Here is a 24,449-nt window from a genome sequence, read left to right as displayed (position 1 = left end):
TTGAGGCGACCCGCTCCCTTGCCGGTGCGCGACGGACTCGGGCCGGCGCGGCTGCGGTTGCAGGGCGGCAATGTGGCCGACGAGTTCGTGCGCCGGTTCGGGCCGGACGGGCTGGCGAAGGTGCGCGACGGCGAGGTGGTCGACGCCGATGGTGCGGTGATCTCGTTGTCGACGGTCTTACCGGCCGGCGCGCACGTGTACCTCTATCGGGAGCTGCCCGACGAGGTGGTGGTGCCGTTCGACGTCCCGGTGCTCTATCGCGACGACGACATCGTGGTGGTCGACAAGCCGCACTTTCTGGCCACGATGCCGCGCGGCGGGCATGTCGCGCAGACGGCGTTGGTGCGGCTGCGTCGTTCGCTCGATCTGCCCGAGTTGAGTCCGGCGCATCGGCTGGACCGGCTGACCGCAGGGGTGTTGCTGTTAACCGTGCGGCGTGAGGTTCGCGGGGCGTATCAGACGTTGTTCGCGCGCGGGCTGGTGTCCAAGACGTACGTGGCGCGCTCCTCGGCGCCACCGCGCGTCGAGCTCCCAGTGGTGCTGCGCAGCCGAATCATCAAGCGGCGGGGTGTGTTACAGGCTGTGGAGGAGCCGGGCGAGCCGAATGCCGAGACGTTGGTGGAGGCACTGGGGGAGGGTTGGTACCAGCTGAGTCCGCGGACCGGGCGCACGCATCAGCTCAGGGTGCACATGGCGTCACTCGGTCTGCCGATCGACAACGACCCGCTCTACCCGCGGATCGTCGACGTGGCGGCCGACGACTTCTCCGCCCCGCTGCAGCTGGTGGCGCAGCGGCTGGAGTTCGTCGATCCGCTGTCCGGCGAGCCGAGGTCCTTCGTGAGCTCGGCGCAGCTGTGGTTGTAGGGACCAATGCCTTCGGGGTGGTGACCTTCGGTCACTGGTGGTTGGCTGTGAAGCGCGTGACGCTCGAAACATGGACGACGATCATGAGTTGGTGCTGGTAGCCGCATACCCTGACGTCGAGCGGGCCGCCACCGACTTCCATGAGCTGGAAAAGCGGATCAAGCACGGCTTGGAATTGCGAGCTGCGGTCTTGGTCACGAAGGACGCCGACGGACAGCCGCACGTCTTGGAGGCGCACAATCGGCACGGTCGGGTAGCCCTCGGTATGGGCGCCGGGCTGGGGATCCTGTTCGGACTGTTCCTGCCACCAGTGGGCCTGGCCGTCGTGGTTGGGGGAGCGGCAGGCGCTCTGGTGGGCGCGTTCGCCGAGCACGAGCTGCGCATCGGTTTGCAACGTGAAGTGGGTGGCGCGCTCGATGCCGGTACCGGGGTGGTCGTTGCGCTGGTCTATCCCAACGGCCGGGGACCGGTTGAGTCGACGCTGTACCGCGCCGCCGAGATGAGGTCGATCCGGATGGACCGCGCCACGATCAACAGCCTCGACGAACTGGTCGCCGATGAGATCGCGAAGATTACTCACCCACCGGCCGACCCGGTCACCGCTGGCACGACGGACACCAGTACGTGACGCGGTCGTCGTCGGAGGACTCGGCGCGGCGGATCGGGGTGCCGCAGCGCCGGCACGGCTCACCGGCCCGACCGTAGACCCAAAGGTCCTGGCCGCCTCTGCGATTTCCGGTCGTGGTGCGATTCACCCGTGTTCGGTTCGCCCACAACATGTCTCGCGCTCGGGTGACCACCCGCAGCGGATCGGGGAGGCTGCTGACGGGACTGGTGGGGAGTCGGCCGAACACGAAGCAGAGTTCGTTGGCGTACACGTTGCCGACGCCGGCGAGGTTGCGCTGATCCAGCAGGGCCGGTGCGATGGGACGGTCGGGGTCTTCGGCCAGGTTCGCCGCCGCCGCTTTTGGATCCCAGTCGTCGCCGAGGAGGTCCGGGCCCAGGTGGGCGACGGCATCTTCGTCGTGCTCCCGGTCGAGGATCTCCAGGATACCCAAGTCGATACCCAGCGCTTGAATATCCCCGGCCTCCAAAGCGATTCGGATCTTGTAGGCGTTGCGGATGGGTTTGCCTTTCGGGCCGACCCGCCACGCGCCGTCCATCTTCAGGTGCGAGTGGATGCTGGCCGGGCCCACCCGGATGAACAGGTGCTTGCCGCGACTGATCACCTCGTCGACAGTCTGGCCGGCGAGGTCCACGGTGGCGTAGCGCGGCACGCGGATATCGCACCGCGTCAGCGTTTTACCGACCAGCGCCTCGCGCAGGTTGGCCGCGGTGCGGAAGACGGTATCGCCTTCGGGCATGGTTCCAGCCTAGAAGGGCGGGGGATGGGCGGCGGCTCTCGCCTCGTTGAGTCCACGTTCCCGGCGGATCCGATCGGCTCGATCTTGGGCGCGGGTCCGGCGGCGAGCCGGCATCATCAGATCGCGTCCGGGCTGATTGTGCGCCGGGGCCTGGGGCACGTTCAGCTCCCCGGTTGGTGTGACGAACTGTGGAAAGAACAGCGCGCCGCCAGGTTTCGTGGTGTAGGTACGGCCTGACGGCGATGTCCAGATCACCGTGCCATCGGGCAACTGATGGTCTGCCCAGCCGCCAGCGCCGGCGTAGAAAGTCTTCAACAGATGATGAAGCCGACACAGCAATTTCAGGTTCGACGGGTGTGTGGGCCCGAGCGGGTACGGCACGGTGTGATCGATGTCCGTCATCGAGGCCGGACGGTCACACCCGGGGAATCGGCACGTCAGATCCCGGCAGCGGATGAACTCCGCCAGCACGGCCGAGGGCCGATACCGTGGTTCGGCGCTCAACTCCTTGCCTCCCACGACCGGGCGGAGCTTGGCGCGCTTGGCCAAGGTTCGTACGGTCTCGGCCGGAATGCCGCCATAGCCCGGCAATAGCGCCGGGGCGTCCCCTTCGCCGGCGACGGTCTTGGCCTCGGCCAGTAGGTGGATGACGATCTGCGTCGGCTCGCTGGCGCTGTCCGCGCTCGCGGGGCAGTCGCCGCATCCGCACTCGCACTGCATCGTCGGGTCGCCTGCTGACCACGCGCCCAGAGCATCGGCTCGACGCTGCCGCGCGGTCCGGGAGTCATCCCGGCACACGGTCGCTCCGAGTTGGTTCAGCCGCTGGTCAAAGGCCGCCGCGTCGGCGGCGCGGACCCGCCCCCAGATTTCCGCCAATCCGTCTGTGCCAGCGGTGATCTCGATATGGCGGTCGTCGTCGGCTGTGCGCGCGACGCGGACCGCGTCGGGATCCAGCCCGCGGACGGACCAGTCGATGACCTGATTGGTCTTCTCCCGCGAGAAGGTGTTCCACCCGGGCGCCTGTTCCGCCACCAGGGCGTCGACAGCAGCAAGCGATTCGGGATCGGTGATCAATCCGGTGCGGAACACCGCAGCGATGATGATGCGGTATTCGATTGCCCCGGAGGCGAAGGCAGCGCCGAGCTTCGGCAGCCTCTCGATCAGCTGCAAGCCGTAGTCCATCTGTGACGACGCTCGGCCCTGGCTGATTCCCAGTTCGGCAGCCACTTCGGCGGCGACTGCTTCCCAATTGTCGACGCACCACTGGGCGCGGTCGGCTGCCTCGACCGATCGCATCCGACGCTGACAGAGCCGGCCTGCTGCCAGGATTCGCTCGGCGATCGCCACGCGTTCATTGCGCTGCCCGCGGCGCATCGTATCGAGGAGATCGGCATCCGTTCGCTGTTCGAACATGTGTTCTATACTAGTCCTGGGTGCCGACAACTTTTGATCGGCAGTTTGGCAGTGTCGATACGCTCTGGCGTGATCGATTTCCAGAGCGAGGACCTGGGCACGGTCCGGTTGGACTTCAACGGTCAGGTCGATATCCGATCCATCGGACAGCTCATCGGCGCGTATGTCCTATAGCTGACTAGCGCAAGCGCAGCCCGCGGGGTGTGCGGGAGAACCCGGCGTCCACCAGTGCGTCGGCGGTGGCTTTCCGGTCGGCGTATGCACCGGCTTCCAAAACGGGTACACCGTCCAGCTTTTCGACCAGCACACCGCTGATGCGGCCACTGCTGACCAGTTCGGCCAGCGTTCCCGCCGCGGCGCGCTGCGCTTCATCGTCGGTGCTGAAGTTCAGCAGCGACCGCCCGCCGCGCTCGAGGAACCACACCAGCGCACCGTCCACCAGGATGACCAGTGCGCCGGCTTTGCGCCCGGGCCGATGGCTGGCGTCGGCGTCCGGGCGGGCCGGCCATGGCAGCGCCGCGCCATAAGGGTTGGCCGGATCGGCGGCCGCCAGCACGACCGCGCGGTAGTCGGGCCGCTCCGGATCCACGCCGTCGAGATAGGTCCGCAGCCGGTCGACCGTCGACGCGACCGCGAACTGCGCTCCGCCGAGTGACTCGACGAAGTAACCGCGCTGACACCGCCCGGCTTCCTCGAAACCGGTGAGCACCTTGTACATCGTGGCGAACCCGCCTGGCACCCCCTCGGCAGCTGCCGCGCCCTTGGTCAGCACGCCGTGGCGGTTCAGCAACAGCTCAGCTGAGAAGTGTGCGCGGACAGTCGAATCCGGCTCGCGCGCCGGCACCGCCGACCACCGACCCGCGACCGTCGAGTCCACCGAGCGGGCTTGGGCGTGCGCCACCGAATAGCGGCTCAATCGCGGCGCACGGCGCTGCCGGTGCGCCGGTGCGGCGGGTCGACGCGTACCGGGCTTGCGGCCGCCCGCCAGCATGGCGCGTACCGGCGCGAACGTGTCGCCGGTGACCCAGCCGGCCCAGATCAGCTCCCACAGAGCGGCTTTGGCGGCTTCCTCCGAGCCGCCGACCAGCTGTCGGAAGAAGAACGCGCCGCGCGCCTCGCCGGGCTCGCCCAGGACCTCGAGGATCGCGCGGTGTGCGTCGGTCACGTCGATCTCGGCGGGAGTCGCGAGCGTCAGCGGTGCGGTATCCGCGTGGTGGAACGTGATCCAGCCGTCGCTGCCCGAGATCGATCCGGCCCCTGACCAGGTGACCTCACCGGAGGCCAGCAGCTCGTCGAGCATTGCCGGTTGGTAGTCGCGCACTCGCGGACTGAACACCAGCGGTTCGACCGCCGATGCGGGGATCGGCACCCCGGCCAGCTGGTCGATCACGCTTGCCAGGCCGTCCACGCCGGACGTCGCAGAGCTGCCGACCTGCTGCCACGCAGGCAAGAAGCGGGCATACGCAGCCGTGCTGACCGGTTCGACCTGCGCCCGCAGCGCCGCCAGTGAGCGGCGACGCAAGATGCGCAGCACCTCGGCGTCACACCACTGGTCAGCCCCCGCGTAGGCGGGAAATCCGGCGGGAGTTGGCGCGGCGACGAACTCGCCGCGAACCAGCTTGCCGTCCACCGACATCCGGCCCAGAACATCGGCGGCGACCCGCAGGCCCAATCCGAACCGTGCCGCGGCCTCGGCGGTGGTGAAGGGCCCACGGGTACGGGCGAAGCGGCCCATCAACTCACCGAGCGGGTCGGGCACCGCCTCGGTGAAACTTGTCGGCACTCCGACGGGCACGGCGACGCCGACCGCGTCGCGCAGGCGGCCGATGTCCTCGATGCCTGCCCACCAGGACTGTCCGGCGTACGACAGCGGCAGCGCCCGCCTTGCGGCATGCAGTCCGTCCAGCCACGCGCCGACATCGCTGGCGGTGCAGCGCTCGGCGATCTCGGCCTCGGTCAGCGGGCCGAGCAGGCGCAGCAGGTCCGCCACGCCTTCGGCGTCCCGGGCCCTGCGGTCTTCGGAAAGATGTTGCAGCTGTCGGGATGTCGCGGCAATGACGTCGGGGTCGAGCAGCTCCCGGAGCTCAACACGGCCGAGCAACTCCGCCAGGAGAGTGCTGTCCAGCGACAGTGCGGCCGCGCGGCGCTCGGCCAGCGGGCTGTCGCCCTCGTACATGAACGCGCCGACATAGCCGAACATCAGCGACGCCGCGAACGGCGACGGCATCGGAGTCTCGACTTCGACCAGCCGCACCCGGCGCTGGGCGATGCGGCTCATCAGGTCGGTCAGCGTCGGAACGTCATAGACGTCCTGCAGGCATTCACGCACCGCCTCGAGCACGATCGGAAAGTCAGGATATTTGCGCGCCACATCCAGCAATTGGGCCGCTCGCTGCCGCTGGTGCCACAGCGGCGAACGCTTACCCGGATGGCGTCGGGGGAGCAGCAGCGCGCGCGCAGCGCACTCCCGGAACCGGGACGCGAACAGCGCCGAACCGCCCACCTCGGTGGTGACCAACGGTTCGATCTCGTCGGGGGCGAAGACGAACAGGTCGGCGCCGGGCGGGGCGTCCTCGGTGTCCGGCAGCCGCACCACGATGCCGTCGTCGGAGGCGGTGGGTTTCTCGTCGATGCCGTACCGCTCCAGCAGCCGACGGCTGACCGCAAGTGCCAGCGGACCGTGCACCTTCAGTCCGTAGGGGGAGTGCAGGACCACCCGCCAGTCGCCGAGCTCGTCGCGGAAGCGCTCGACCAGCAGGGTGGTGTCGCTGGGCACGGTGGCGGTCGCGTTGCGCTGATCGTCGAGCAGCTGCCACAGGTTGTCGGTGGCATAGTCGGCGAAACCGAGTTCATTGCATCGTGTTTCGAAATCTTCGCGGCCCATCCCGGCCAGCTCGCCGGTGAATTTACCGATCGCCTGGCCGAGTTCGGCGGGTCGGCCCGCGTCGTCGCCGCGCCAGAACGGCAGCCTTGCCGGTTGCCCCGGCGCCGGGATGACCAGCACCCGGTCGTGGGTGATCTCGGTGATCCGCCAGCTGGTCGCACCCAGCGAGATGACGTCTCCGGGCCGCGACTCGTACACCATCTCTTCATCGAGTTCGCCGACCCGCGAGGGCTTTTCGGAATCGGTGGCCAGATACACGGTGAACATGCCGCGGTCGGGGATGGCGCCCCCGGAAGTGACCGCGAGCCGCTGCGCGCCGGGACGCGCGGTCAGTGTGCCGTTGTCGCGGTCGTAGATCAGTCGCGGCCGCAGCTCGGCGAAATCCGTCGATGGATACTTCCCCGACAGTAGATCCAGGGTTGCCTCGAAAGCGCTGCGCGGCAACGTCGCGAACGGTGCGCTGCGCCGGACGACGTCGAACCACTCGTCGGCATTGACCGGCTCGAGGGCGCATGCTGCCACGGTGTGCTGGGCCAGCACGTCGAGCGGATTGGTAGGGACCCGCATGGTTTCGATCTGGCCGGCGAGCATGCGCTGCACACTTACCGCGCAGCCGATCAGGTCGGTCCGGTGCTTGGGGAACAGCACGCCGCGGGAGATCTCTCCGACCTGGTGCCCGGCCCGCCCGACGCGCTGCAATCCGCTGGCCACCGACGGCGGAGCTTCCACCTGGATCACCAGATCTACTGCGCCCATGTCGATTCCGAGTTCCAGGCTCGATGTTGCCACCACGGACTTGAGCCGCCCGCTTTTGAGGTCGTCCTCGACGGCGGCGCGCTGCTCCTTGGACACCGAGCCGTGATGTGCGCGGGCCAGCAGCGGCTCGGCTCCGTAGGTCTGGCCGCTGCCCATGATGTGCGCCGGTGGTCCGCCGGGCACCTGGCGGTTGGGCGGCGCATCCAGTTCGACGCCGGAGCGTTCGGCATGAATTTCGTTGATACGCGCGGTGAGCCGCTCGGCGAGACGACGGGAGTTGGCGAACACGATCGTCGAGTTGTGTGCCTCGATGAGGTCGACGATGCGCGCCTCGACATCGGGCCAGATGGTGTTGTTCTCCAAGTTGGCCATGTCGGGCACCGGCACCTGGACGGTCAACTCGAACGTCTTGGCCGCCGGCGGCGCGACGATGGTCGTCGGCCTGGCACCGGAGAGGAACCGGGCCACTTCCTCCGGTGGACTGACCGTCGCCGAGAGCCCGATACGCTGGGCGGGTTTCTCCAGCAGCGCATCAAGGCGCTCCAGGGACACCGCCAGGTGCGCGCCGCGTTTGGTGGCGGCGACCGCGTGCACTTCGTCGATGATCACCGTCTCGATACCGGTCAGCGTCTCCCGTGCCGCGGAGGTCAGCATCAGGAACAGCGATTCCGGGGTGGTGATCAGGATGTCGGGCGGCTTGGTGATGAGCTCGCGTCTACGGGCGGGCGGGGTGTCGCCGGAGCGGACGCCGACGCTGATCTGCGGGGCGGGCACACCGTCGCATTCGGCGATACGAGTGATACCGGTAAGCGGGGTGCGCAGGTTGCGTTCGACGTCGACGGCCAGGGCTTTGAGTGGGGAGACATACAGCACCCGGGTTCCGTCCCGCTCCGGTTCGTGAGCCAGTTGGTCGATCGCCCACAGAAACGCCGCCAGCGTCTTACCTGACCCCGTCGGGGCGATGACGAGGGTGTTGTCCCCGTTGGCGATCGCTGACCAGGCCCGCGCCTGCGCCGCGGTCGGCTCGGCGAAGGTGCCGGTGAACCAGCGCCGCGTCAGCGGACTGAACCGGCTCATCGGATCGGGGGAACTCACGACTCCAGGGTGCCAGGGGGTACCGACAGGTATCAGCCGGCCTCAATCGTCGATCGACGCGAAATCCACCCATAGATGCCGTGGCCCGCGGAACACCTGGTTCCGCCGGTAGGGCGGCGGGTCGACGACGAGCCGCGGTGATCGCACCCGTTCGAGGAAGATCTCCAGGGCGACGTTGATCTCCAGCCGCGCCAGTGGTCCGCCGAAACACGTGTGGATGCCGCTGCCGAAGCCGAGGTGCTCGTTGTCCTTGCGCATCGGATCGAACCGGTCCGGGTGGGCGAAGCGGCGCGGATCGCGGTTGGCGGCCGCCCAGACCAGGAAAACCGCTGACCCGGCCGGGATGCGCGTTCCGCCGATTTCGATGTCGGCGGTGGCCCAGCGGCTCGGGAAGAACTGCACTGCCCCCTGGAGGCGTTGCACCTCTTCGACGGTGCCCGGGATCAGCTCGGGATTGTTGCGGACCAGTTCCCATGAGCCCTGATTGCGCAGCAGCGTCATCACGCAGTTGCTGATGGTGTTGACGGTGGAGTCGTGGCCTGCGACCAGGAGTAGCTGCGCGTTGGATTCCGCTTCGGCTGTGGACACCGGACCGTCCGGACCGTCGTCGTGCAGGGCGGCCGACAACAGTCCCGGCGCCGGTTCGCGGGACAGACGCTCGACCAGATCGTGAATGTAGGAATTCAGCTCGACCATGCTCGCCGCGGCTTTCGCGGTCGCCGCCCGGCCCTCCGCGGTGTCGCGCTCCGGCCCGACGTCGGCGCCCTGCATGAAATCGGTGACCCACCCGTGGAATTTGGGTTCGTCGGCCATCGGAACGCCCAGCACCCGGAAGATCACCGACACCGGGATCGGGTAGGAGAAGTCGTCGACGACGTCCATTCGGGTGCCGCCGCGTGCTTTTACTTTGTCCAGCAGTTCGTTGGCCAGATCGGCGACCATCGCCTCCATGCCCGGGATCAGATCCGGGGTATGTGGCGGCCCGAAATGGCGCATGAACTGCCTGCGCATCCTGTCGTGCTGGGGTGGGTCGGCAACCAGCATGCTGGAATCGCGCGTCTGCGCGGCCTCCTGCGGTTCGAGGTGGGCCTGCTTCTCGCCGAACAGACCCGACGGGCTGCGGCCGATGTCGGAGCTGACCCGCGGATCATGAGCCAGCGCAACGGCTTCGGCATAGCCGGTCACCACGTAGGTCTTCTCCGACACCTTGGCCACGGGATTCTGGCGCAGCTCCTCGAAGTAGGGATAGGGGTTGGCGCGGTTCTCGAACTTCATCGCCTCGGCCCAGGCGGTAGCGGCATCCATGACGGTCTCCTTACGCCCGCGGACGGAACTGGGCGCTGCGTTCGGTCGGGTCATGTCCGGTCAGCACCACGTCGGGGTTGCCCGCGGGCTCCCGCGGATCAGGGAAGCGCGCCGGCATCGGTTCGGCATCCACCGGCCGGTCGTAGCCGGGCGGCGGGGGAGGGAACGGTGCGGATTTTTCGATCAGCGAGGCGTAATACGGCAACCACTTGCCGTGATTGAAGGTCACCGCGCCGACGATCCGGCCGCGCTTGCCGTAGGCGGCCGCGAATCGGCGCTCCGACGGCGAACCCTGGGTGAACACGATCTCGTCGCCGAATGAGCACACCCCGACGCTTTTGATGTTCACCCCGAACTGGCCCGACCAGAACGACGGCAGCGGCAGGTGCGGACGGCGGCCGACCTCGAGGTGAATCATGTTGTTGGCGGCCACTTCCGCGCCGAATACGGCGTTGTCCCAGTGCTCCTGGGACAGGAACTCGTAGCCGTAGAGCACGTGCGGGGCTCGTGCGACGTCGCCTGCGACGAAGATGTGGTCGGTCACCACACCGTTGATGTCGAAGGCCCGGCAACCGGCGTCGCACGCCAGCCCCCACTGGCCGGCGGCCAGGCCGGCGCCGTCGAGCCACTCCACGTTGCGGATCGAGCCGAGCGATGCCACCACCACGTCGACGTCGAGGTCGGTGCCGTCGGAGAAGTGGGCCGAGCGCACCTTTCCGGTGCTGTCGCCGGACAGGCCCTCCACCGCGACGCCGGTGCGCAGGTCTACTCCGGCGTCGCGCATCATGCCCGCGGCGATGTCACTGATGACTCCGCCCAGCGCGCCCCGCAACGGGCCCTTGCCTCGCTCGGCCACCGTGACGGGTAGGCCGAGATCACGGCAGACCGAGGCGATTTCGGATCCGACGAATCCGGAGCCCACGATCAGAACCCGCTTGGGGCGGTCCTTCAAGGCGGCGGCCAGACCGGCGGCGTCCTCCACGGTGCGGACGGTGAAGACACCCCGTAGCGCCCCTTCGGCGGGGTTGGGCCAGGGGCGTGCCCGGGTTCCGGTCGCGATCAACAGCCGGTCGTAGCCGACGTCCTCGCCGTTGGCCAGTGTGACCACGTGGTTGGGCCGGTCCAAGCCGATCGCCGCGACGCCCAGCTTCCAGTCGGCGTCCACTCGGCGCAGCCGCGGGAGCTTGGTGTGGTCGGCCGGCACCCAGCCCTTGAGTACCTGCTTCGACAGCGGCGGCCGGTCGTAGGGTTCGTGCGGCTCGTCGCCGACGATGGTCAGCGAACCGTTGAACCCTCTCTCCCGCAACGCCTCTGCCGCGCGCAGTCCCGCCAGGGACGCGCCCACGATCGCGATGCGGCCCTCGGCCCGGAACTTCGCGACCACCTCGTCCAGGTTGTAGGTACCGATCATGGCGTCTCGCGATCGGCGGGCGGATCTAGTTCGAGGATGATCGCCTGAACCGGGCAAGATGCCGCCGCCCGCAACACCCGCTGGCGTTGCGAATCGTCCGGGTTGGGGTCGTAGGCCAACGCCTCTTCCCCGACCAATTCGAGAACCTCAGGCGCCAGCGGCACACACTGCGCGTAGCCCTGGCACTTGTTGAGATCGACCACCAACCGCATGAGCGCAGACACTAGACCGGCACATGCCCCGGCTGGCTAGGATTGCGCCAACTTCAGATGACAGGGCAGTGACAGTGACCGATATCCGTCCCTTCCGCATCGCGATACCCGACGACGTGCTCGCGGACCTGCGGGATCGGCTCAAGCGCACCCGCTGGCCCGAGCAGGAATGCGTCGACGACTGGAGCCAGGGCATCCCGCTGGCCTACACCAGCGAGCTGGCCACTTATTGGGCCGACGACTACGACTGGCGCAGACGGGAGGCCGCGCTCAACCGGTTCGACCACCACACCACCGAGATCGACGGGCTGAACCTTCATTTCGTCCATCAGCGGTCGGCGAATCCTGATGCGCTGCCGCTGATCATCACGCACGGCTGGCCCGGCTCGGTGGTCGAATTCACCAAGGTGATCGAACCGCTCACCGAGGACTTCCACGTGGTGTGCCCGTCCCTGCCGGGCTACGGGTTTTCGGGCAAGCCGACGACGACCGGCTGGGGTATCGAGAAGATCGCCACGACGTGGGACACGCTGATGGCGAAGTTGGGCTATCAGCGCTACGTGGCGCAAGGCGGCGACTGGGGTGCGGCGGTGACCACGCAGATCGGCCGCAACGGCGGTAACTGCATCGCGATCCACACGAACATGCCGATGGCCTTCCCGAGCGGTCCGCTGACCGACCCCACCGACGAGGAGAAGGACGCACTGGCGGCGGGGGAGTACTACGCCAAGTGGGATTCCGGCTACTCCAAGCAGCAGTCCACCCGTCCGCAGACGCTCGGCTACGGATTGGCCGACTCTCCGGTCGGTCAGCTGGCGTGGATCGTCGAGAAGTTCTGGGCGTGGACCGACTGCGACGGCCATCCCGAGAACGCGCTCACCAGAGACGAGATCCTCGACAATGTGATGTTGTACTGGGTGAACAACGCCGCCGCATCGTCAGCCCGGCTGTACTGGGAGAGCTTCCGGTCCTTCGGCGCGCGGGGCAGAGTCGAGGTGCCCACCGGCATTGCGCGGTTCCCGAAGGAGATCATGCGGCCCCCGCGCAGCTGGTGTGAGAACACCTACAACATCACCCGCTGGACCGACATGCCGCGGGGCGGTCACTTCGGCGCCTTCGAGCAGCCCGAGCTGTTCGTCGACGACGTCCGGGCGTTCTTCGCAGGAGTGCGCTGACTCAGCGCCGGTCGGCTGCCTCGGCCAGGGCCGCCGGGATGCCCGGCACCCGCACGATCGCGTCGAGCAGCGCGTGGGCGCCGGAATCCGCGAGATGGTCGGCGTCGATCGACGGGTCGAGGACACGCTGGCGGCACAGTTCGAAGGTGAACGCCAGCCACGCGTAGACGATCGCCCGCAGGTCACGCTCGACCTTGGAGTCCAGGTCGCCCTGGACCACGTCGGTGATCGCGGCCATGATCCGCTGCATCTGCCGCTCGTTGTCGGTGTCGTCGATGCCGCGCAGGACCGGGTCGGTGCGCCCCATCCCGATGTAGGCCGCCCAGGCGCCGTGCGGATGCTGCTCGTCGTAGCGGATGTAGGCCACGACGCCGGCCCGCAACCGCTCGAAGAGGGTCTCGCCCTGGGCGACCAAGGTGTTGGTGGCCTCGAACAATCGCTCGGTCTCGGCCCGCACCACCGCGGCGAAGAACGCGCGCTTGTCGGGAAAGTAGTGGTACATCAGCGCGCGCGAGACCCCGGCGCGCTCGGCGATCTCGTCGATGCGGACCTCGTCGTACGGACGTTGGCCGAACACCTCGGCGCCCAATGCGAGCAGTTCGCTGCGCCGGTCTTGCGGAGACAGACGGCGGCGGGCGGGTGATTCCGGCATGCGGACATACTGACACAAGTACAACAGCCCCAGCCGCCCGGAGGAACACGATGATCAGCGACGATATGCGTCGGCGTCGGCTCGACGTCATCAGAGAACACATGGACACCGAGGTGACCAAGGAGTTCGACCGCACCCTGGCAACCTTCAACGGACACCCGCGCTACGAGATCATCCCGACCAAACAGGTCTTCGACGGCGACGACGAAGTGATGACGTATTACCGCACCACGCGCACCGCATTCCCCGACCAGCGCCACGAGAACGCCAGCTTCCACGTCACCGACGACGGCGTGATCGTGGAGTTCGACCTACTGGGAACGAATCTCGGAGAGTTCTACGGGCTGCCGCCGACAGGCAAGGCCTTCCGGGTGCCCGTGATCGCGGTGTTCTCCTTCGACGGCGATCGCATCACCAACGAGCGGATCTACTTCGACGCCGCCACTCTGGTCAACCAGATCGGCCGCAGCGAGTTGCTCAGCCTGCTGGGCGGTTAGCCGAAGTGCACGCCCTGGGCCAGCGGTAGCTCCGAGGAGTAGTTGACGGTGTTGGTGGCGCGGCGCATATAGGCCTTCCACGAATCCGATCCCGACTCGCGACCGCCGCCGGTCTGCTTCTCGCCGCCGAACGCCCCGCCGATCTCGGCTCCGGAGGTTCCGATGTTGACGTTGGCGATCCCGCAGTCCGAGCCGTCGGCCGCCAGGAAACGTTCGGCCTCGCGAACGTCGGTGGTGAAGATCGCCGACGAGAGTCCCTGTGGGACAGCGTTGTTGAGCTCGATCGCCTCATCGAGGGTGGTATAGGTGAGCACGTAGAGGATCGGCGCGAACGTCTCGTTGTGCACGATCTCGGTCTGGGCGGGCATCCGCACCACCGCGGGCGTGACGTAGAACGCCTCCGTCGCCTCATCACCGACGTGCACCCGTTCGCCGCCGATGACCTCGCCACCGTCATTGCGCGCCCGCTCCAGCGCGCGGACCATGTCGCGATAGGCGGTCTCGTGGATCAGCGGTCCGACGAGTGTGCCCTCGGCGGCGGGGTCCCCGATCGGAAGACTGCGATAGGCGGCCGTGATCCGCTCGACCAGGGTGTCGACCACCGAGGTGTGCGCGATGAGCCTGCGCAACGTCGTGCACCGTTGCCCGGCGGTGCCGGCCGCGGAGAACACGATGCCCCGCACCGCCAAATCCAGATCGGCGGAAGGGGTTACGACGGCGGCGTTGTTGCCGCCGAGCTCCAACAGCACCCGGCCGAAGCGTTCGGCGACCCGCGGACCGACCTGCCTGCCCATCCGCACCGAACCGGTCGCCGACACCAGGGCCACCCGGGGGTCGTCGACCAGTGCCTCGCCGACCTCGCGGCCACCGAGGACCAGGCGGCTGAGGTGAGCCGGCGCTCCGACATCCGAGGCGGCCCGCTCGATGAGCGCCTGACAGGCGATCGCGGTCAGCGGGGTGAGCTCCGAGGGCTTCCACACCACGGTGTCGCCACAGACCAGCGCCACCGCGGTGTTCCACGCCCACACCGCGACCGGGAAGTTGAAGGCCGTGATCACCCCGACCACGCCGAGCGGATGCCAGTTCTCCATCAGCCGGTGCCCCGGGCGTTCGGACGCGATGGTCCGTCCGTAGAGCTGACGGGACAGCCCGACCGCGAAGTCGCAGATGTCGATCATCTCCTGGACCTCGCCGAGGGCTTCGGAGGTGATCTTGCCTGCCTCGACGGTCACCAGGGTGGCCACGTCGGCCTTGTGCTCGCGCAGCAGCTCGCCCAGCCGGGCCACCAGCTGGCCGCGAACCGGGGCGGGTGTGGTGCGCCACGTTGTAAACGCTTGCGCCGCATCGGCGATCGCGGTCCGGGTCTGCTCGGGTGTGGTCTCGGGATGAGTGAACAAGACCTCGCCGGTCACCGGTGTGCTCGCAGGCAGGCCTGGTCCGCCCGGCTCGGCGAGGTCGACCTGTGCGCCGATGGCGTCGAAGGCGGCGCGCACTCGGGCGCGCAGGTCGTGGGCGGTGCTCATGGGGGGGCCTCCTGGGCGGTCGCGTCGTAAAGGTCGTAGGGGTCGTGAATGGGGCGGCCGATCGTGCCGGCCATCCAGTCGATGTCGTAACCGGATTCGTCTGCCACCGCGGCCGCTTCGGTGTCGGTGTCGAGATTGGACCGGAAGATCCCGGCGGCTGAGGCCGGCAGGAAGTCCTCGTAGACCACCGGCGATTCGGGGTCCCCGCGGTGGTAGTAGGCCAGGCCCGCGGAGGCCATCTCGCCGTCGGAGGCGGGGAAGTAGTCACCCCACACCGCGGCGGGGTCTGTGTGCGACGTCGCGGCGTCGTACCGTTCGCGGCCCTTGCGGGTCAGGGCGACACCGCGCGCCTCCACCTCACCGAAGCGCACCCGCAGCGTGCCGTCGGTGACGCCGCCGTCGGGTTCACGGAACCGGCGCGGCTCGGCCAGCGCGCGAAACGAGGTCTGCCGCAAGAGCACTGCGGGGCCGTCCCAGCGTGGCGGTCCCTGAATGGCGTCGATCATCGCGATCCCGCGTTCGCGCATCCGGGCGTACAGATCGTCGATGTCGAGCACCCGTGGCGTCAGATGATTGATGTGGGTGGTGGGCACCCCGGCGATGTCGGCGGCGACGGCCGACACGGCGGTCAGTTCGGCGTACCAGGCCCGGTCGACCGGCTCGCGCGACAGCGCAAAAGCCGCGACCGCACGTCTCACGAAATCCTCTGCCGGTGCTTCGGGGCAACCGCCGGCGGCCGCGATGCGGCGGGCATCGGCGATCAGCTGCGGATCGAACAGTTGGCGTCGGTCCAGGAATTCGTCGACGCGGCGGCGCAGGTCGGTGTCGAAGAACCGGCCGTCGCGGGTCGCCAGCATCGAGGTGAACACCCGAAACGGGTTGCGCGCCAGCTCGGAAGCATCCAGCGGCCGAAATGCCGTGGACACCACCGGCACAGGTGATGCTGCTTCGCGTAGGTCGTAGTAGCCCACCGGATACATCCCGAATGCGCCGAAAAGGTCTGCCACATCGGATAATTCAGTCGGGGTGCCGACGCGGATCGCGCCGTGGCGCTCCGCGGTGACGCGCTCGATGGATCCCAGCCGCCCGGCGTGCGGATGCCGGGCGGCGTAATCGCGGTTGACGGCCTCGCTGACCTTGACCAGCGTTGTGTAGGCAGGGACTTCGGCGCCATACATCGTTGACAGTGCCGCGGCGAAGCGTGCTCGCAGCTGCCAGATTTCGACATGACTCACGAGATGGCACCGCTGCGATAGTGTGCGGCCATGGCGGAGAGCGCGGATGCGGCCCACGGTCTCGACGAGGTCGATCGCACACTGGTTCGTGAACTCGTCGCCGACGGCAGAGCCACCCTGGCCGAGCTCGCTGCGGTCACCGGGCTGTCGGTGTCCGCGGTCCAGTCACGCGTGCGTCGTCTGGAGTCCCGGGGCGTGATCACCGGATACAGCGCGCGGGTGGATCCCGACGCGTTCGGGCCCATGCTGTCGGCCTTCGTGGCGATCACCCCTCTCGATCCTTCCCAACCCGATGATGCCCCCGCGCGGCTGGAACACATCGCCGAAATCGAGGCGTGCTATTCGGTAGCCGGCGAGGAGAGCTACGTCCTGTTCGTGCGCGTCGCGTCGCCGCCCGCGCTGGAGGTACTGCTGCAACAGATCCGCACCGCCGCGAACGTCCGCACTCGAAGCACCGTCATTCTAAACACATTTTACAGTCATCAAGTCTCGCTACCGTAATAGTTACGGCTGAACGCGGAGAAAGCGTAAAAATTGCGTTAGTATCGCGTCATGGCGGAACTCTTGTCGCGTGACGATCTCGATGTCGTCGACCCTGGAAATGTCCGTACTGTTCTGGCCCGCAGCATCCTGGCCGACGGGCTGGACCTCGTGCTGGACCTGGAGCGGTCGTCGGGGTCGTGGCTGGTCGACGCCCGCGACGGCACCGAGTACCTCGACATGTTCACGTTTTTCGCGTCGTCGGCGCTGGGTATGAATCACCCCGCGCTGGTCGACGACGCGGCGTTCCGTGCCGAACTGGCGCGGACCGCGATCAACAAGCCGTCCAACTCCGACGTCTACACGGTCCCGATGGCGCGCTTCGTCGACGCCTTCTGCCGGGTGCTCGGCGATCCCGCGCTGCCGCACCTGTTCTTCGTCGACGGCGGTGCCCTGGCCGTGGAGAACGCGCTGAAGGTGGCGTTCGACTGGAAGAGCAGGCACAACGAGGCGCGGGGTATCGATCCCGCACTCGGCACCCGAGTCCTGCACCTGCGGGGCGCCTTTCACGGTCGCAGCGGCTACACCCTGTCGCTGACGAACACCGACCCGGTGAAGGTGGCGCGCTTCCCCAAATTCGACTGGCCGCGTATCGACGCCCCGTACGTGCGGCCGGGGGCCGATATGGATGCTCTGGAGGCAGAGTCGCTGCGACAGGCTCGCGCGGCATTCGAGGCGCATCCGCACGACATCGCCTGCTTCATCGTCGAACCGATCCAGGGCGAGGGCGGCGACCGGCACTTCCGGCGGCAGTTCTTGGCTGCGATGCGCCGGCTCTGTGATTCCTACGACGCGCTGATGATCGCCGATGAAGTGCAGACCGGATGCGGCATCACCGGCACCGCGTGGGCCTACCAACAGCTCGGCTTCACCCCGGACGTCGTCGCGTTCGGCAAGAAGACACAGGTGTGCGGGATCATGGCAGGCCGGCGGGTCGACGACGTAGCCGACAACGTCTTCGCCGTCAGCTCCCGGATCAACTCGACGTGGGGCGGCAACCTCGTCGACATGGTCCGTTCACGGCGGATCCTGGAGGTCATCGAAGCCGACGGATTGTTCGCGCGGGCCGCCGACATGGGTGCCTACCTGCTTGCCGGGCTCGAGGATCTCGCCGGGCAGCTGCCGGAGGTCGGCGATGTGCGGGGCCGCGGATTGATGTGCGCGTTCAGTCTTCCCACTCCCGAGCGCCGGGATGCGGTGCTGGCCGCGCTGTGGAAGTGCGGTGTGATCATGCTCGGCAGCGGCGAAGACAGTGTGCGGTTCCGCCCGACACTGACCGTGTCACGCGCCGAGATCGACCGCGCGCTGGCCGCCCTGAGAGAGGTATTGCGCGCGGCGGTCTAGCATTGGCGCAGTATGCGGCTGGCTGCGATTCTCGGCGCGGCGGCGGTGCTGCTCGCCGGGTGCGCGCAGACCGTCGCTGGTAGCGCGGTGTCCAATCCCGCTCAAGGCATCACGCCGCTGCGTGCGGGTGACACCGACCAGGTGTTGATCGGACCGGCGCAGCTGCACGACATCATTGGCGTGAAATTGCAGACCGATGCCGACCAGACCCGGCCCATTCCCGGATCCTCGGCCGTCCCGGCGTGTTCGGCACTTGACGCGGCCGGGATGGCCGCGTTCCTCGGCGACAAGTGGCTGGGAATGCATGTGATGTTGTTCACCGATGGCGACAAGCACGACCACGTCGTCGCCGAGGCGGTGGCGATCTATGCCGACGGGGCCGCGGCGGCGGCGCAGTTCGCCACCGGAACCAAGTACGCGAAGGCCTGCGACGGTCAGCGCGCGCTGAGCACCGGCGGAGATGCCGCGTGGAAGTTCAGCGTGCCGGATATCAACGCCGACACCGTCCGGTGGAGCAAGCAGCAGATCGGCATCCCGTTCGACTGGACGTGCTACGCGGAGGCGCGACTGCGTAACAACGCGATCGTCCAGGCGATGGCGTGTCAGGGTGACGACGGTGGCCAGGTCGCGGTGACCACGATGACCGACCGGATGTCGGCGAGCGTGTGGGAGCTGTCCGGCCACTGAAGCGCGCGCTCGGACATTGGTTCCCTGATGAACGAGAAAGGTCCAGCAACTCGGCTGGACCTTTATCGAGGTTCGGCGTCAATAACTGCGGATGAGCGAGATCAGCTTTTCTTTGCTCAGGCCCGAGTAGCCCGAGATCCCAAGTTGCTTCGCCCTTTTCTTGAGCTCAGCGACGGTCCAGCCTTCATAGGCGCAGGACCGACTGGGCCGAAAAAAACGGATGTCGTCGACATCCGATCTCGCCGCAGAGGCGCTCGACATCTCCTACCCCCTTTGCTGAGGTTGCTGTTCCCCGGAAAAACTTGTACCCAGAGCCCCCGCTGGGTCAAACATTTCCCTAACTAACGAATCTCGTCCGGGTCCGGATCCTCGACGACCTCGCGTTGTTCCTGCCAATCCAATTCGTTGCTCTCCAGCGGAAGAGCGCCGTCGTCGACCGGCACGCGCTCGTCGATGTCGAGACTCTCCAGGTCGGCGGACTCTGTCGCGGGCCGGATTTGCTCGATGGCATCGGGAACAGGGACGTCGTCAGGTATGGGGTCGTGCTCGATCATTCGGAACAATTTACCCCCTTGGGCCGCTGCGGTTTCGGTCAGCCAACTGCGGGTATCGGCTTGCCATGACTTCCCTGTGGCTCGATGGCGCCGGCGACCACCAACCCCAAATTGACGGCAGCGCAACAAAAGACGCTCCGAACGTGGAGGTCATCGTGGTCGGGGCCGGTATCACCGGATTGGTGGTGGCGGCGCTGCTGGCCCGGGCGGGCAAGCGGGTTCTCGTGGTCGAGGCGCGCAGCGCGGGTGCGGTCGCCACCGGCAACACCACGGCCAAAGTCAGTCTCCTGCAAGGAAGCCGGCTCTCGGCCATCTCGCGACGGCACTCGATGGACCTGGTTCGGCAGTATGTCGAAGGCAACCGGGAAGGCCAAGCCTGGCTGGCGCAGTACTGCACAGAGCGCGGGATCGAGCTGCAGTACGAAGATGCCTACAGCTACGCGCAATTCGAGCGCGGACTGCCCACTGCTCGTGCGGAATTCGAGGCCGCCGTGTCTGCGGGTCTCGGAGTGCACTGGGTCGATCACATGGACGTCCCGTTCGAGTTCCGCGGTGGCGTCCGACTGGCCGAACAGATTCAGTTCGACCCGATGCCCTTGCTGGGTGCGCTGATCACCGAGTTGCATGAGCGCGGCGGTCGGCTGATGACCGGTCATCGGGTCTACGCCGCATCCACGTCGGATGGCCGGGTGAGCGTGAAGCTGCGCAGTGCGCAGGGCCGTGAGCAGATCGCCCACGCCGACCACTGCGTACTGGCAACCGGCACACCCATTCTGGATCGCGGCGGCTTCTTCGCCCGGCTACATCCGAGCCGCTCCTACTGCGTGGCCTTCGATGTGCCCGGGTCGCTTCCGCGATCGATGATGCTCTCGGTCGACCAACCCACCCGCTCGGTGCGCTACGCCCCGACGGCAGGGGGCGAGCGGCTGATCGTCGGCGGCGGCGGGCACACCGTCGGGCGCAAAGACAGCGCACGCACGTCCTACGACGAACTCGTCGGCTGGACCCGGAGGCACTTTCCCGGCGCGGAACCGACTCACTACTGGTCGGCGCAGGATTACGTGCCCGTCGACGAACTTCCCTATGTCGGGCCGCTGCTGCCCGGTGTTGACCGCTTCCTGGTGGCGACGGGGTTCGCGAAGTGGGGAATGACCAACGGTGTGGCTGCCGCGCTGCTGTTGGCCAAGCGTCTTCTCGGTGGCGAGCAGGCACGCTGGGCGCCGGCCTTCGCCAGCTGGAACCCGCACGAACTCACGGGTCTGACCACGGCGCTGAAGAACAACCTCGAGGTCGGTTGGCATATGGCGGCCGGTTGGGTGAGTCCGATCGCCCATCGGAATACGCCGCTGCGCGAGGGGGCGGGTTCGGTTAGTGGACCGCCGTGGAACATGGCTGCCCGCAGCGTGGTCGGCGGGGAGGAACGCCGCGTCTCGCCGGTGTGCACCCATCTCGGTGGCGTGCTCTCGTGGAACGACGCGGAAAAGTCGTGGGATTGCCCGTTGCACGGTTCGCGATTCGGACCGGACGGAACCGTGTTGGAGGGGCCGGCCACCCGCGATCTGTCGCGCTAACCGATTGCGGCTCACCGTTTGACGGGCATCTCCCCGGGTATCCCCACACACAGTGGTTGCGGCGATGTGCAGCCGCGCTGTGCTGGCCTCAATAGCCCTTTGCTCCTGGTACAGCGGGAACGGACAGTCCGATTCCCGATCTGGAATGGGAGAAACTCATGAAAATCGCGGTGGTGTCCGAGGGCGCAAGTCTGCTGGTGGAATCGGACAGCGATATCGCCGACGGCCAGGGCGTCCACATCGCGGGCCTGTCGGCGGCCCTGACGCGGGGCGGCCACGATGTCACCGTGTACACCCGCCGTGGGGAAACCGGCAGCGTCGAGCGAGTACTCGCTTCCGCGGGCTACTCGGTGGTCAGCGTTGCGGCCGGCCCGGGAGAGTTCGCGGAATACCTGGATGCGCAGTGGGCTGTCGACCGGCCCGACGTCGCGCATGCGTTTTCCTGGAGATCAGGCCTGAGCACCCGATTGGCGGCGCGCGCCCACGGAGTGCCGACGGTGCAGACCTTTCGCTCACTGGCCATCGCCGAACACCGTCATGACATGCGCGCCAACACATTCGATGCGCGATCGAAGATGGAACGGCTACTGGCCAGACAGTCTGACCGGGTCGTCGCTTCGTGCGCAGACGAGCTCGTCGATCTGATGCGGCTTGGCCGACCGCGCGGACAGATCTCCACGGTGCCGTCCGGCGTGGATGTCGATGCGTTCTCCACCGAGGGGCCGATTGCCGATCGCGGTGCAGGCCCTCGTATCGTCGCTGTCGGAAAGCTGCTCCCGCACAACGGATTCAGTACCGTGATCAACGCCCTTCCCGGCATTCCCGGCGCAGAGTACGTCGTGGCCGGAAGTCTCGACGGACAGGCGGGTGCCGCGGAGGAGCATCGCCGGTTGCGCGAGCTGGCAGCCGATCGAGGAGTGTCTGACAGGCTGAGATTCGTTGGCCCCGTGGCGCATAGCGACATGCCCGCGTTGTTGCGGTCGGCTGACGTGGTGACCTGCACGCCGTGGTACGACGCCTTCGGTCTGGTGTCGCTCGAAGCGATGGCCTGCGGCGTGCCCGTGGTGGCATCCGCTGTCGGGGGAATGCTGGACGCCGTCGTGCACGACGTCACCGGGCGGCTCGTGACGCCGCGCCGGCCAAGGGAGTGCGCCGAAGCGGTGACGGCGATCCTGCGCGATTCGTTCCTGCGGCGCAGCCTCGGCTTGGCAGGCCGGGACCGGGCGCGTGCACGGTTCACGTGGGACCGCGCGGCTGCCGACAGCGCACGCGTGTACGAGCCGCTGGCCTCAGCCGTCACCGGCGCTTGGCAACCCGCCTGATCATGGTCGCGGTGGCCTTCTCGGGGGTGTAATAGGAGAAACCCTTGCCTCGTCGAACGCGACGGAAACCGGGTCCGTCGACGGAACGGCGCCGAAGTCTCATCGCTGGACGAACAAGAATTTGCGGCGCGCAGGTTTGAACTGTAAGGCCGGGTGGGTACGAAGGTGCCACCATGACGACGACTTCCTGGGTTGTGCTGCGCTCGCTTCCCGCCTCATGCGCACCGGTTACCCGGCCAACTCGGTCATCACACGACCGTGGTTAGCACGCCCGTGGGCTGGAGTAGTGTCGGGTCGACATTGCCAGGAGGCCAGATGACGGACGGCGGAAGCCAAGGCAGCGCGCACCAGCGGGGTGAGAGCGCTGTCGAATTGAGGGTTGCTGCCAGGTTGGAGAACTTGGCCGTACTGCGCACCGTCGTCGGCGCGGTCGGCACGTTCGAGGACCTGGATTTCGACGCGGTCGCGGATCTGCGGCTGGCCGTCGACGAGGCCTGCACCCGGCTGATTCGTTCAGCGTCGCCCGAAGCGACGCTCGTCGTCGTCGTCGACGCGCATGACGACGTAGTGGTGGTGGAAGCATCGACGACATGCGATACCAACGACGTGGTCACCCCCGGTAGCTTCAGCTGGCATGTGCTGAGTTCGCTGACCGACGATGTGCAGACATTCCACAACGGTCACGAGTCCAGTAGCGATGGACAGGTCTTCGGTATCACCCTGACCACAAGGCGGGCGGGCTCCGGGCGGTGAATTCCCGAGCTACGGATAGTTCGCCCAGACGGACGAACTCGGAGTACGCCGACGTTCCGGACATGTTCCGGGAGTTGGCGAAGGTGGATCCTGACTCCGCCCAGTTCCAGCGACAGCGCGACCGCATCGTCGAGCGCTGCCTGCCGCTGGCCGACCACATCGCCCGCCGCTTCGACGGTCGTGGCGAACCCCGAGACGACCTCGTTCAGGTGGCCCGCGTCGGCTTGGTGAATGCGGTCATCCGCTACGACGTCGAGACCGGTTCAGACTTCGTGTCCTTCGCGGTTCCCACCATCATGGGTGAAGTCCGGCGCCACTTCCGGGACAACAGCTGGTCGGTCAAAGTGCCGCGCCGGCTCAAGGAACTGCACCTGCGGCTGGGCGCGGCGACCTCGGAACTGTCCCAACGGCTCGGGCGCGCACCGACCGCTTCCGAACTCGCCGAAGAACTCGGCATGGAGCGCGAAGAGGTCGTCGAGGGCCTGGTCGCGGGTAGTTCGTACAACACCCTGTCGATCGACAGCGGCGGCAGCGGCAGCGACGAGGACGCGCCGGCGATCGTCGACACCCTGGGTGATGTCGACTTGAGCCTGGATCAGATCGAGAACCGGGAGGCGCTGCGTCCGCTGCTCGCGCAGTTGCCCGAGCGGGAACGCACCGTCCTGTTGCTCCGGTTCTTCGAGTCGCTCACCCAGACTCAGATCGCCGAGCGCGTCGGCATCTCACAGATGCACGTCTCGCGCCTGCTCGCGAAGTCGCTAACTCGGCTCCGGGACCAGTTGGAGTAGCCGACGGGGTTCACCGTCGAGCATTTCGACGGCCTCCCGTACGGAGTCGGCGACCGGCAACGTGTGGTCGGGATCGCAGACCCGCAATAGCCGCGACACCGCGTCGCCGGTCACCATCACCCATCGTGCCGAGGCGTTGGCGCAGCGGACGTTGATGGTGTGCAGCGCCGAGAAACCCGCGGTTCCGAAAAAGCTGAGCGGGCTCAGGTCCAGGACGAGGCGGTCGCCCACGCCCGCGCACGCGTCGACATGGTCAGCGAAGGCGATGGCATTGGAGGCGTCGAGCTCGCCCTGGACGGTGATGATCCCGACGGACTCGTCGGGCCAGATAGTAGTGAAGCGAGCGGTGTGGCAATCATGTGAATGCGACACAGCCGAACGCTCGGGTTGATCTGTACTGAAGACAGACATAGTGACTCCATCAGCGAACGAATATTCGTACTGTGGATCACGCCAGAGTGGGTAGGCCCGTGTAGTGCGGGAGTTTGCACGCCTCGCACGTCT

The 24,449-nt window shown here is 67.3% G+C and carries 22 protein-coding genes; 11 read left to right on the top strand and 11 right to left on the bottom strand.

Annotation, left to right across the window (positions count from 1 at the left end):
- Both Y900_RS06665 and Y900_RS06660 read left to right on the top strand, forming a co-directional pair.
- Entirely contained in the window at window positions 1-864 is an 864-nt protein-coding gene (locus Y900_RS06665; RefSeq protein ID WP_036340419.1) for a pseudouridine synthase, read from the top strand.
- A gap of 70 nt (window positions 865-934) precedes the next feature.
- Window positions 935-1,492: a DUF1269 domain-containing protein gene (locus tag Y900_RS06660; RefSeq protein ID WP_036340417.1), complete on the top strand. Its 558-nt coding sequence runs from the start codon at window positions 935-937 to the stop codon at window positions 1,490-1,492.
- Here the strand turns inward: Y900_RS06660 and nei2 are convergent.
- From nei2 to Y900_RS06630, 6 genes are all read right to left on the bottom strand, one after another.
- A complete protein-coding gene (gene nei2, locus Y900_RS06655) occupies window positions 1,461-2,228 on the bottom strand; it encodes an endonuclease VIII Nei2 (RefSeq protein WP_036340415.1) in 768 nt (255 codons plus the stop codon). The genes Y900_RS06660 and nei2 overlap by 32 nt on opposite strands.
- Window positions 2,229-2,237: 9 nt before the next feature.
- Window positions 2,238-3,641: an HNH endonuclease signature motif containing protein gene (locus Y900_RS06650; RefSeq protein ID WP_036340413.1), complete on the bottom strand. Its 1,404-nt coding sequence runs from the start codon at window positions 3,639-3,641 to the stop codon at window positions 2,238-2,240.
- Between the two features lie 178 nt (window positions 3,642-3,819).
- Entirely contained in the window at window positions 3,820-8,358 is a 4,539-nt protein-coding gene (locus Y900_RS06645; RefSeq protein ID WP_036346036.1) for an ATP-dependent helicase, read from the bottom strand.
- Between the two features lie 60 nt (window positions 8,359-8,418).
- Window positions 8,419-9,681, bottom strand: a complete 1,263-nt coding sequence (locus Y900_RS06640) for a cytochrome P450 (RefSeq protein ID WP_036340410.1) — start codon at window positions 9,679-9,681, stop codon at window positions 8,419-8,421.
- A gap of 10 nt (window positions 9,682-9,691) precedes the next feature.
- Window positions 9,692-11,092 (bottom strand): NAD(P)/FAD-dependent oxidoreductase, encoded by a 1,401-nt coding sequence (locus tag Y900_RS06635; protein WP_036340407.1) that lies wholly within the window; start codon window positions 11,090-11,092, stop codon window positions 9,692-9,694.
- Complete coding sequence (locus Y900_RS06630; RefSeq protein WP_036346035.1) at window positions 11,089-11,304, bottom strand: ferredoxin; 216 nt, start codon at window positions 11,302-11,304, stop codon at window positions 11,089-11,091. Before Y900_RS06630 ends, Y900_RS06635 begins: the two co-directional genes overlap by 4 nt.
- An 83-nt stretch (window positions 11,305-11,387) precedes the next feature.
- Here Y900_RS06630 and Y900_RS06625 point away from each other — a divergent pair, with 83 nt between their 5' ends.
- A complete protein-coding gene (locus tag Y900_RS06625) occupies window positions 11,388-12,479 on the top strand; it encodes an epoxide hydrolase family protein (RefSeq protein ID WP_036346033.1) in 1,092 nt (363 codons plus the stop codon).
- Window position 12,480: 1 nt separating this feature from the next.
- Here Y900_RS06625 and Y900_RS06620 read toward each other — a convergent pair whose 3' ends face one another.
- Window positions 12,481-13,131, bottom strand: a complete 651-nt coding sequence (locus Y900_RS06620) for a TetR/AcrR family transcriptional regulator (protein WP_036340404.1) — start codon at window positions 13,129-13,131, stop codon at window positions 12,481-12,483.
- Window positions 13,132-13,181: 50 nt separating this feature from the next.
- Between Y900_RS06620 and Y900_RS06615 the strand changes: the two genes are divergently transcribed.
- Window positions 13,182-13,628, top strand: coding sequence for an ester cyclase (locus Y900_RS06615; protein WP_036340401.1), 447 nt, complete (start codon window positions 13,182-13,184; stop codon window positions 13,626-13,628).
- On the opposite strand, the gene amaB is transcribed toward Y900_RS06615, so the two are convergent.
- A complete protein-coding gene (amaB, locus tag Y900_RS06610; protein ID WP_036340398.1) occupies window positions 13,625-15,151 on the bottom strand; it encodes an L-piperidine-6-carboxylate dehydrogenase in 1,527 nt (508 codons plus the stop codon). The genes Y900_RS06615 and amaB overlap by 4 nt on opposite strands.
- On the bottom strand, window positions 15,148-16,386 hold the full coding sequence (gene hglS, locus Y900_RS06605) for a 2-oxoadipate dioxygenase/decarboxylase (protein ID WP_036340395.1): 1,239 nt from the start codon (window positions 16,384-16,386) through the stop codon (window positions 15,148-15,150). The genes amaB and hglS overlap by 4 nt, the downstream gene beginning before the upstream one ends.
- A 30-nt stretch (window positions 16,387-16,416) precedes the next feature.
- Between hglS and Y900_RS06600 the strand changes: the two genes are divergently transcribed.
- Genes Y900_RS06600 through Y900_RS06590 form a run of 3 tightly spaced genes read left to right on the top strand, consistent with a single transcriptional unit; the run spans window position 16,417 to window position 18,957 of the window.
- Window positions 16,417-16,887, top strand: a complete 471-nt coding sequence (locus tag Y900_RS06600) for an Lrp/AsnC family transcriptional regulator (protein WP_036340392.1) — start codon at window positions 16,417-16,419, stop codon at window positions 16,885-16,887.
- Between the two features lie 51 nt (window positions 16,888-16,938).
- Window positions 16,939-18,270 (top strand): L-lysine 6-transaminase, encoded by a 1,332-nt coding sequence (gene lat / locus Y900_RS06595; RefSeq protein WP_036340391.1) that lies wholly within the window; start codon window positions 16,939-16,941, stop codon window positions 18,268-18,270.
- Window positions 18,271-18,282: 12 nt separating this feature from the next.
- Window positions 18,283-18,957, top strand: coding sequence for a sensor domain-containing protein (locus tag Y900_RS06590; protein ID WP_036340387.1), 675 nt, complete (start codon window positions 18,283-18,285; stop codon window positions 18,955-18,957).
- Between the two features lie 341 nt (window positions 18,958-19,298).
- On the opposite strand, the gene Y900_RS06580 is transcribed toward Y900_RS06590, so the two are convergent.
- Window positions 19,299-19,511, bottom strand: a complete 213-nt coding sequence (locus Y900_RS06580) for a hypothetical protein (protein WP_036340384.1) — start codon at window positions 19,509-19,511, stop codon at window positions 19,299-19,301.
- A 65-nt stretch (window positions 19,512-19,576) separates the two neighbouring features.
- Here Y900_RS06580 and Y900_RS06575 point away from each other — a divergent pair, with 65 nt between their 5' ends.
- From Y900_RS06575 to Y900_RS06560, 4 genes are all read left to right on the top strand, one after another.
- Window positions 19,577-21,082 carry an FAD-dependent oxidoreductase gene (locus Y900_RS06575; RefSeq protein WP_036340382.1) on the top strand — a complete coding sequence of 502 codons (1,506 nt, stop codon included), beginning with the start codon at window positions 19,577-19,579 and terminating at the stop codon, window positions 21,080-21,082.
- A 158-nt stretch (window positions 21,083-21,240) separates the two neighbouring features.
- The gene (locus tag Y900_RS06570; protein ID WP_036340379.1) at window positions 21,241-22,404 is read left to right on the top strand and encodes a glycosyltransferase; all 1,164 of its coding nucleotides are present in this window, start codon (window positions 21,241-21,243) and stop codon (window positions 22,402-22,404) included.
- 315 nt (window positions 22,405-22,719) lie between these two features.
- A complete protein-coding gene (locus Y900_RS06565) occupies window positions 22,720-23,157 on the top strand; it encodes an ATP-binding protein (RefSeq protein ID WP_036340376.1) in 438 nt (145 codons plus the stop codon).
- A 62-nt stretch (window positions 23,158-23,219) separates the two neighbouring features.
- A complete protein-coding gene (locus Y900_RS06560; RefSeq protein WP_036340373.1) occupies window positions 23,220-23,945 on the top strand; it encodes an RNA polymerase sigma factor SigF in 726 nt (241 codons plus the stop codon).
- Here Y900_RS06560 and Y900_RS06555 read toward each other — a convergent pair.
- On the bottom strand, window positions 23,916-24,317 hold the full coding sequence (locus Y900_RS06555) for an STAS domain-containing protein (protein ID WP_237752518.1): 402 nt from the start codon (window positions 24,315-24,317) through the stop codon (window positions 23,916-23,918). The two genes, Y900_RS06560 and Y900_RS06555, sit on opposite strands and share 30 nt — an antisense overlap.
- Window positions 24,318-24,449: the final 132 nt, after the last annotated feature.

It is taken from the genome of Mycolicibacterium aromaticivorans JS19b1 = JCM 16368 (genome assembly GCF_000559085.1).
GTDB lineage: Bacteria > Actinomycetota > Actinomycetes > Mycobacteriales > Mycobacteriaceae > Mycobacterium > Mycobacterium aromaticivorans.
This window is presented reverse-complemented; position numbering and strand designations above follow the sequence as displayed.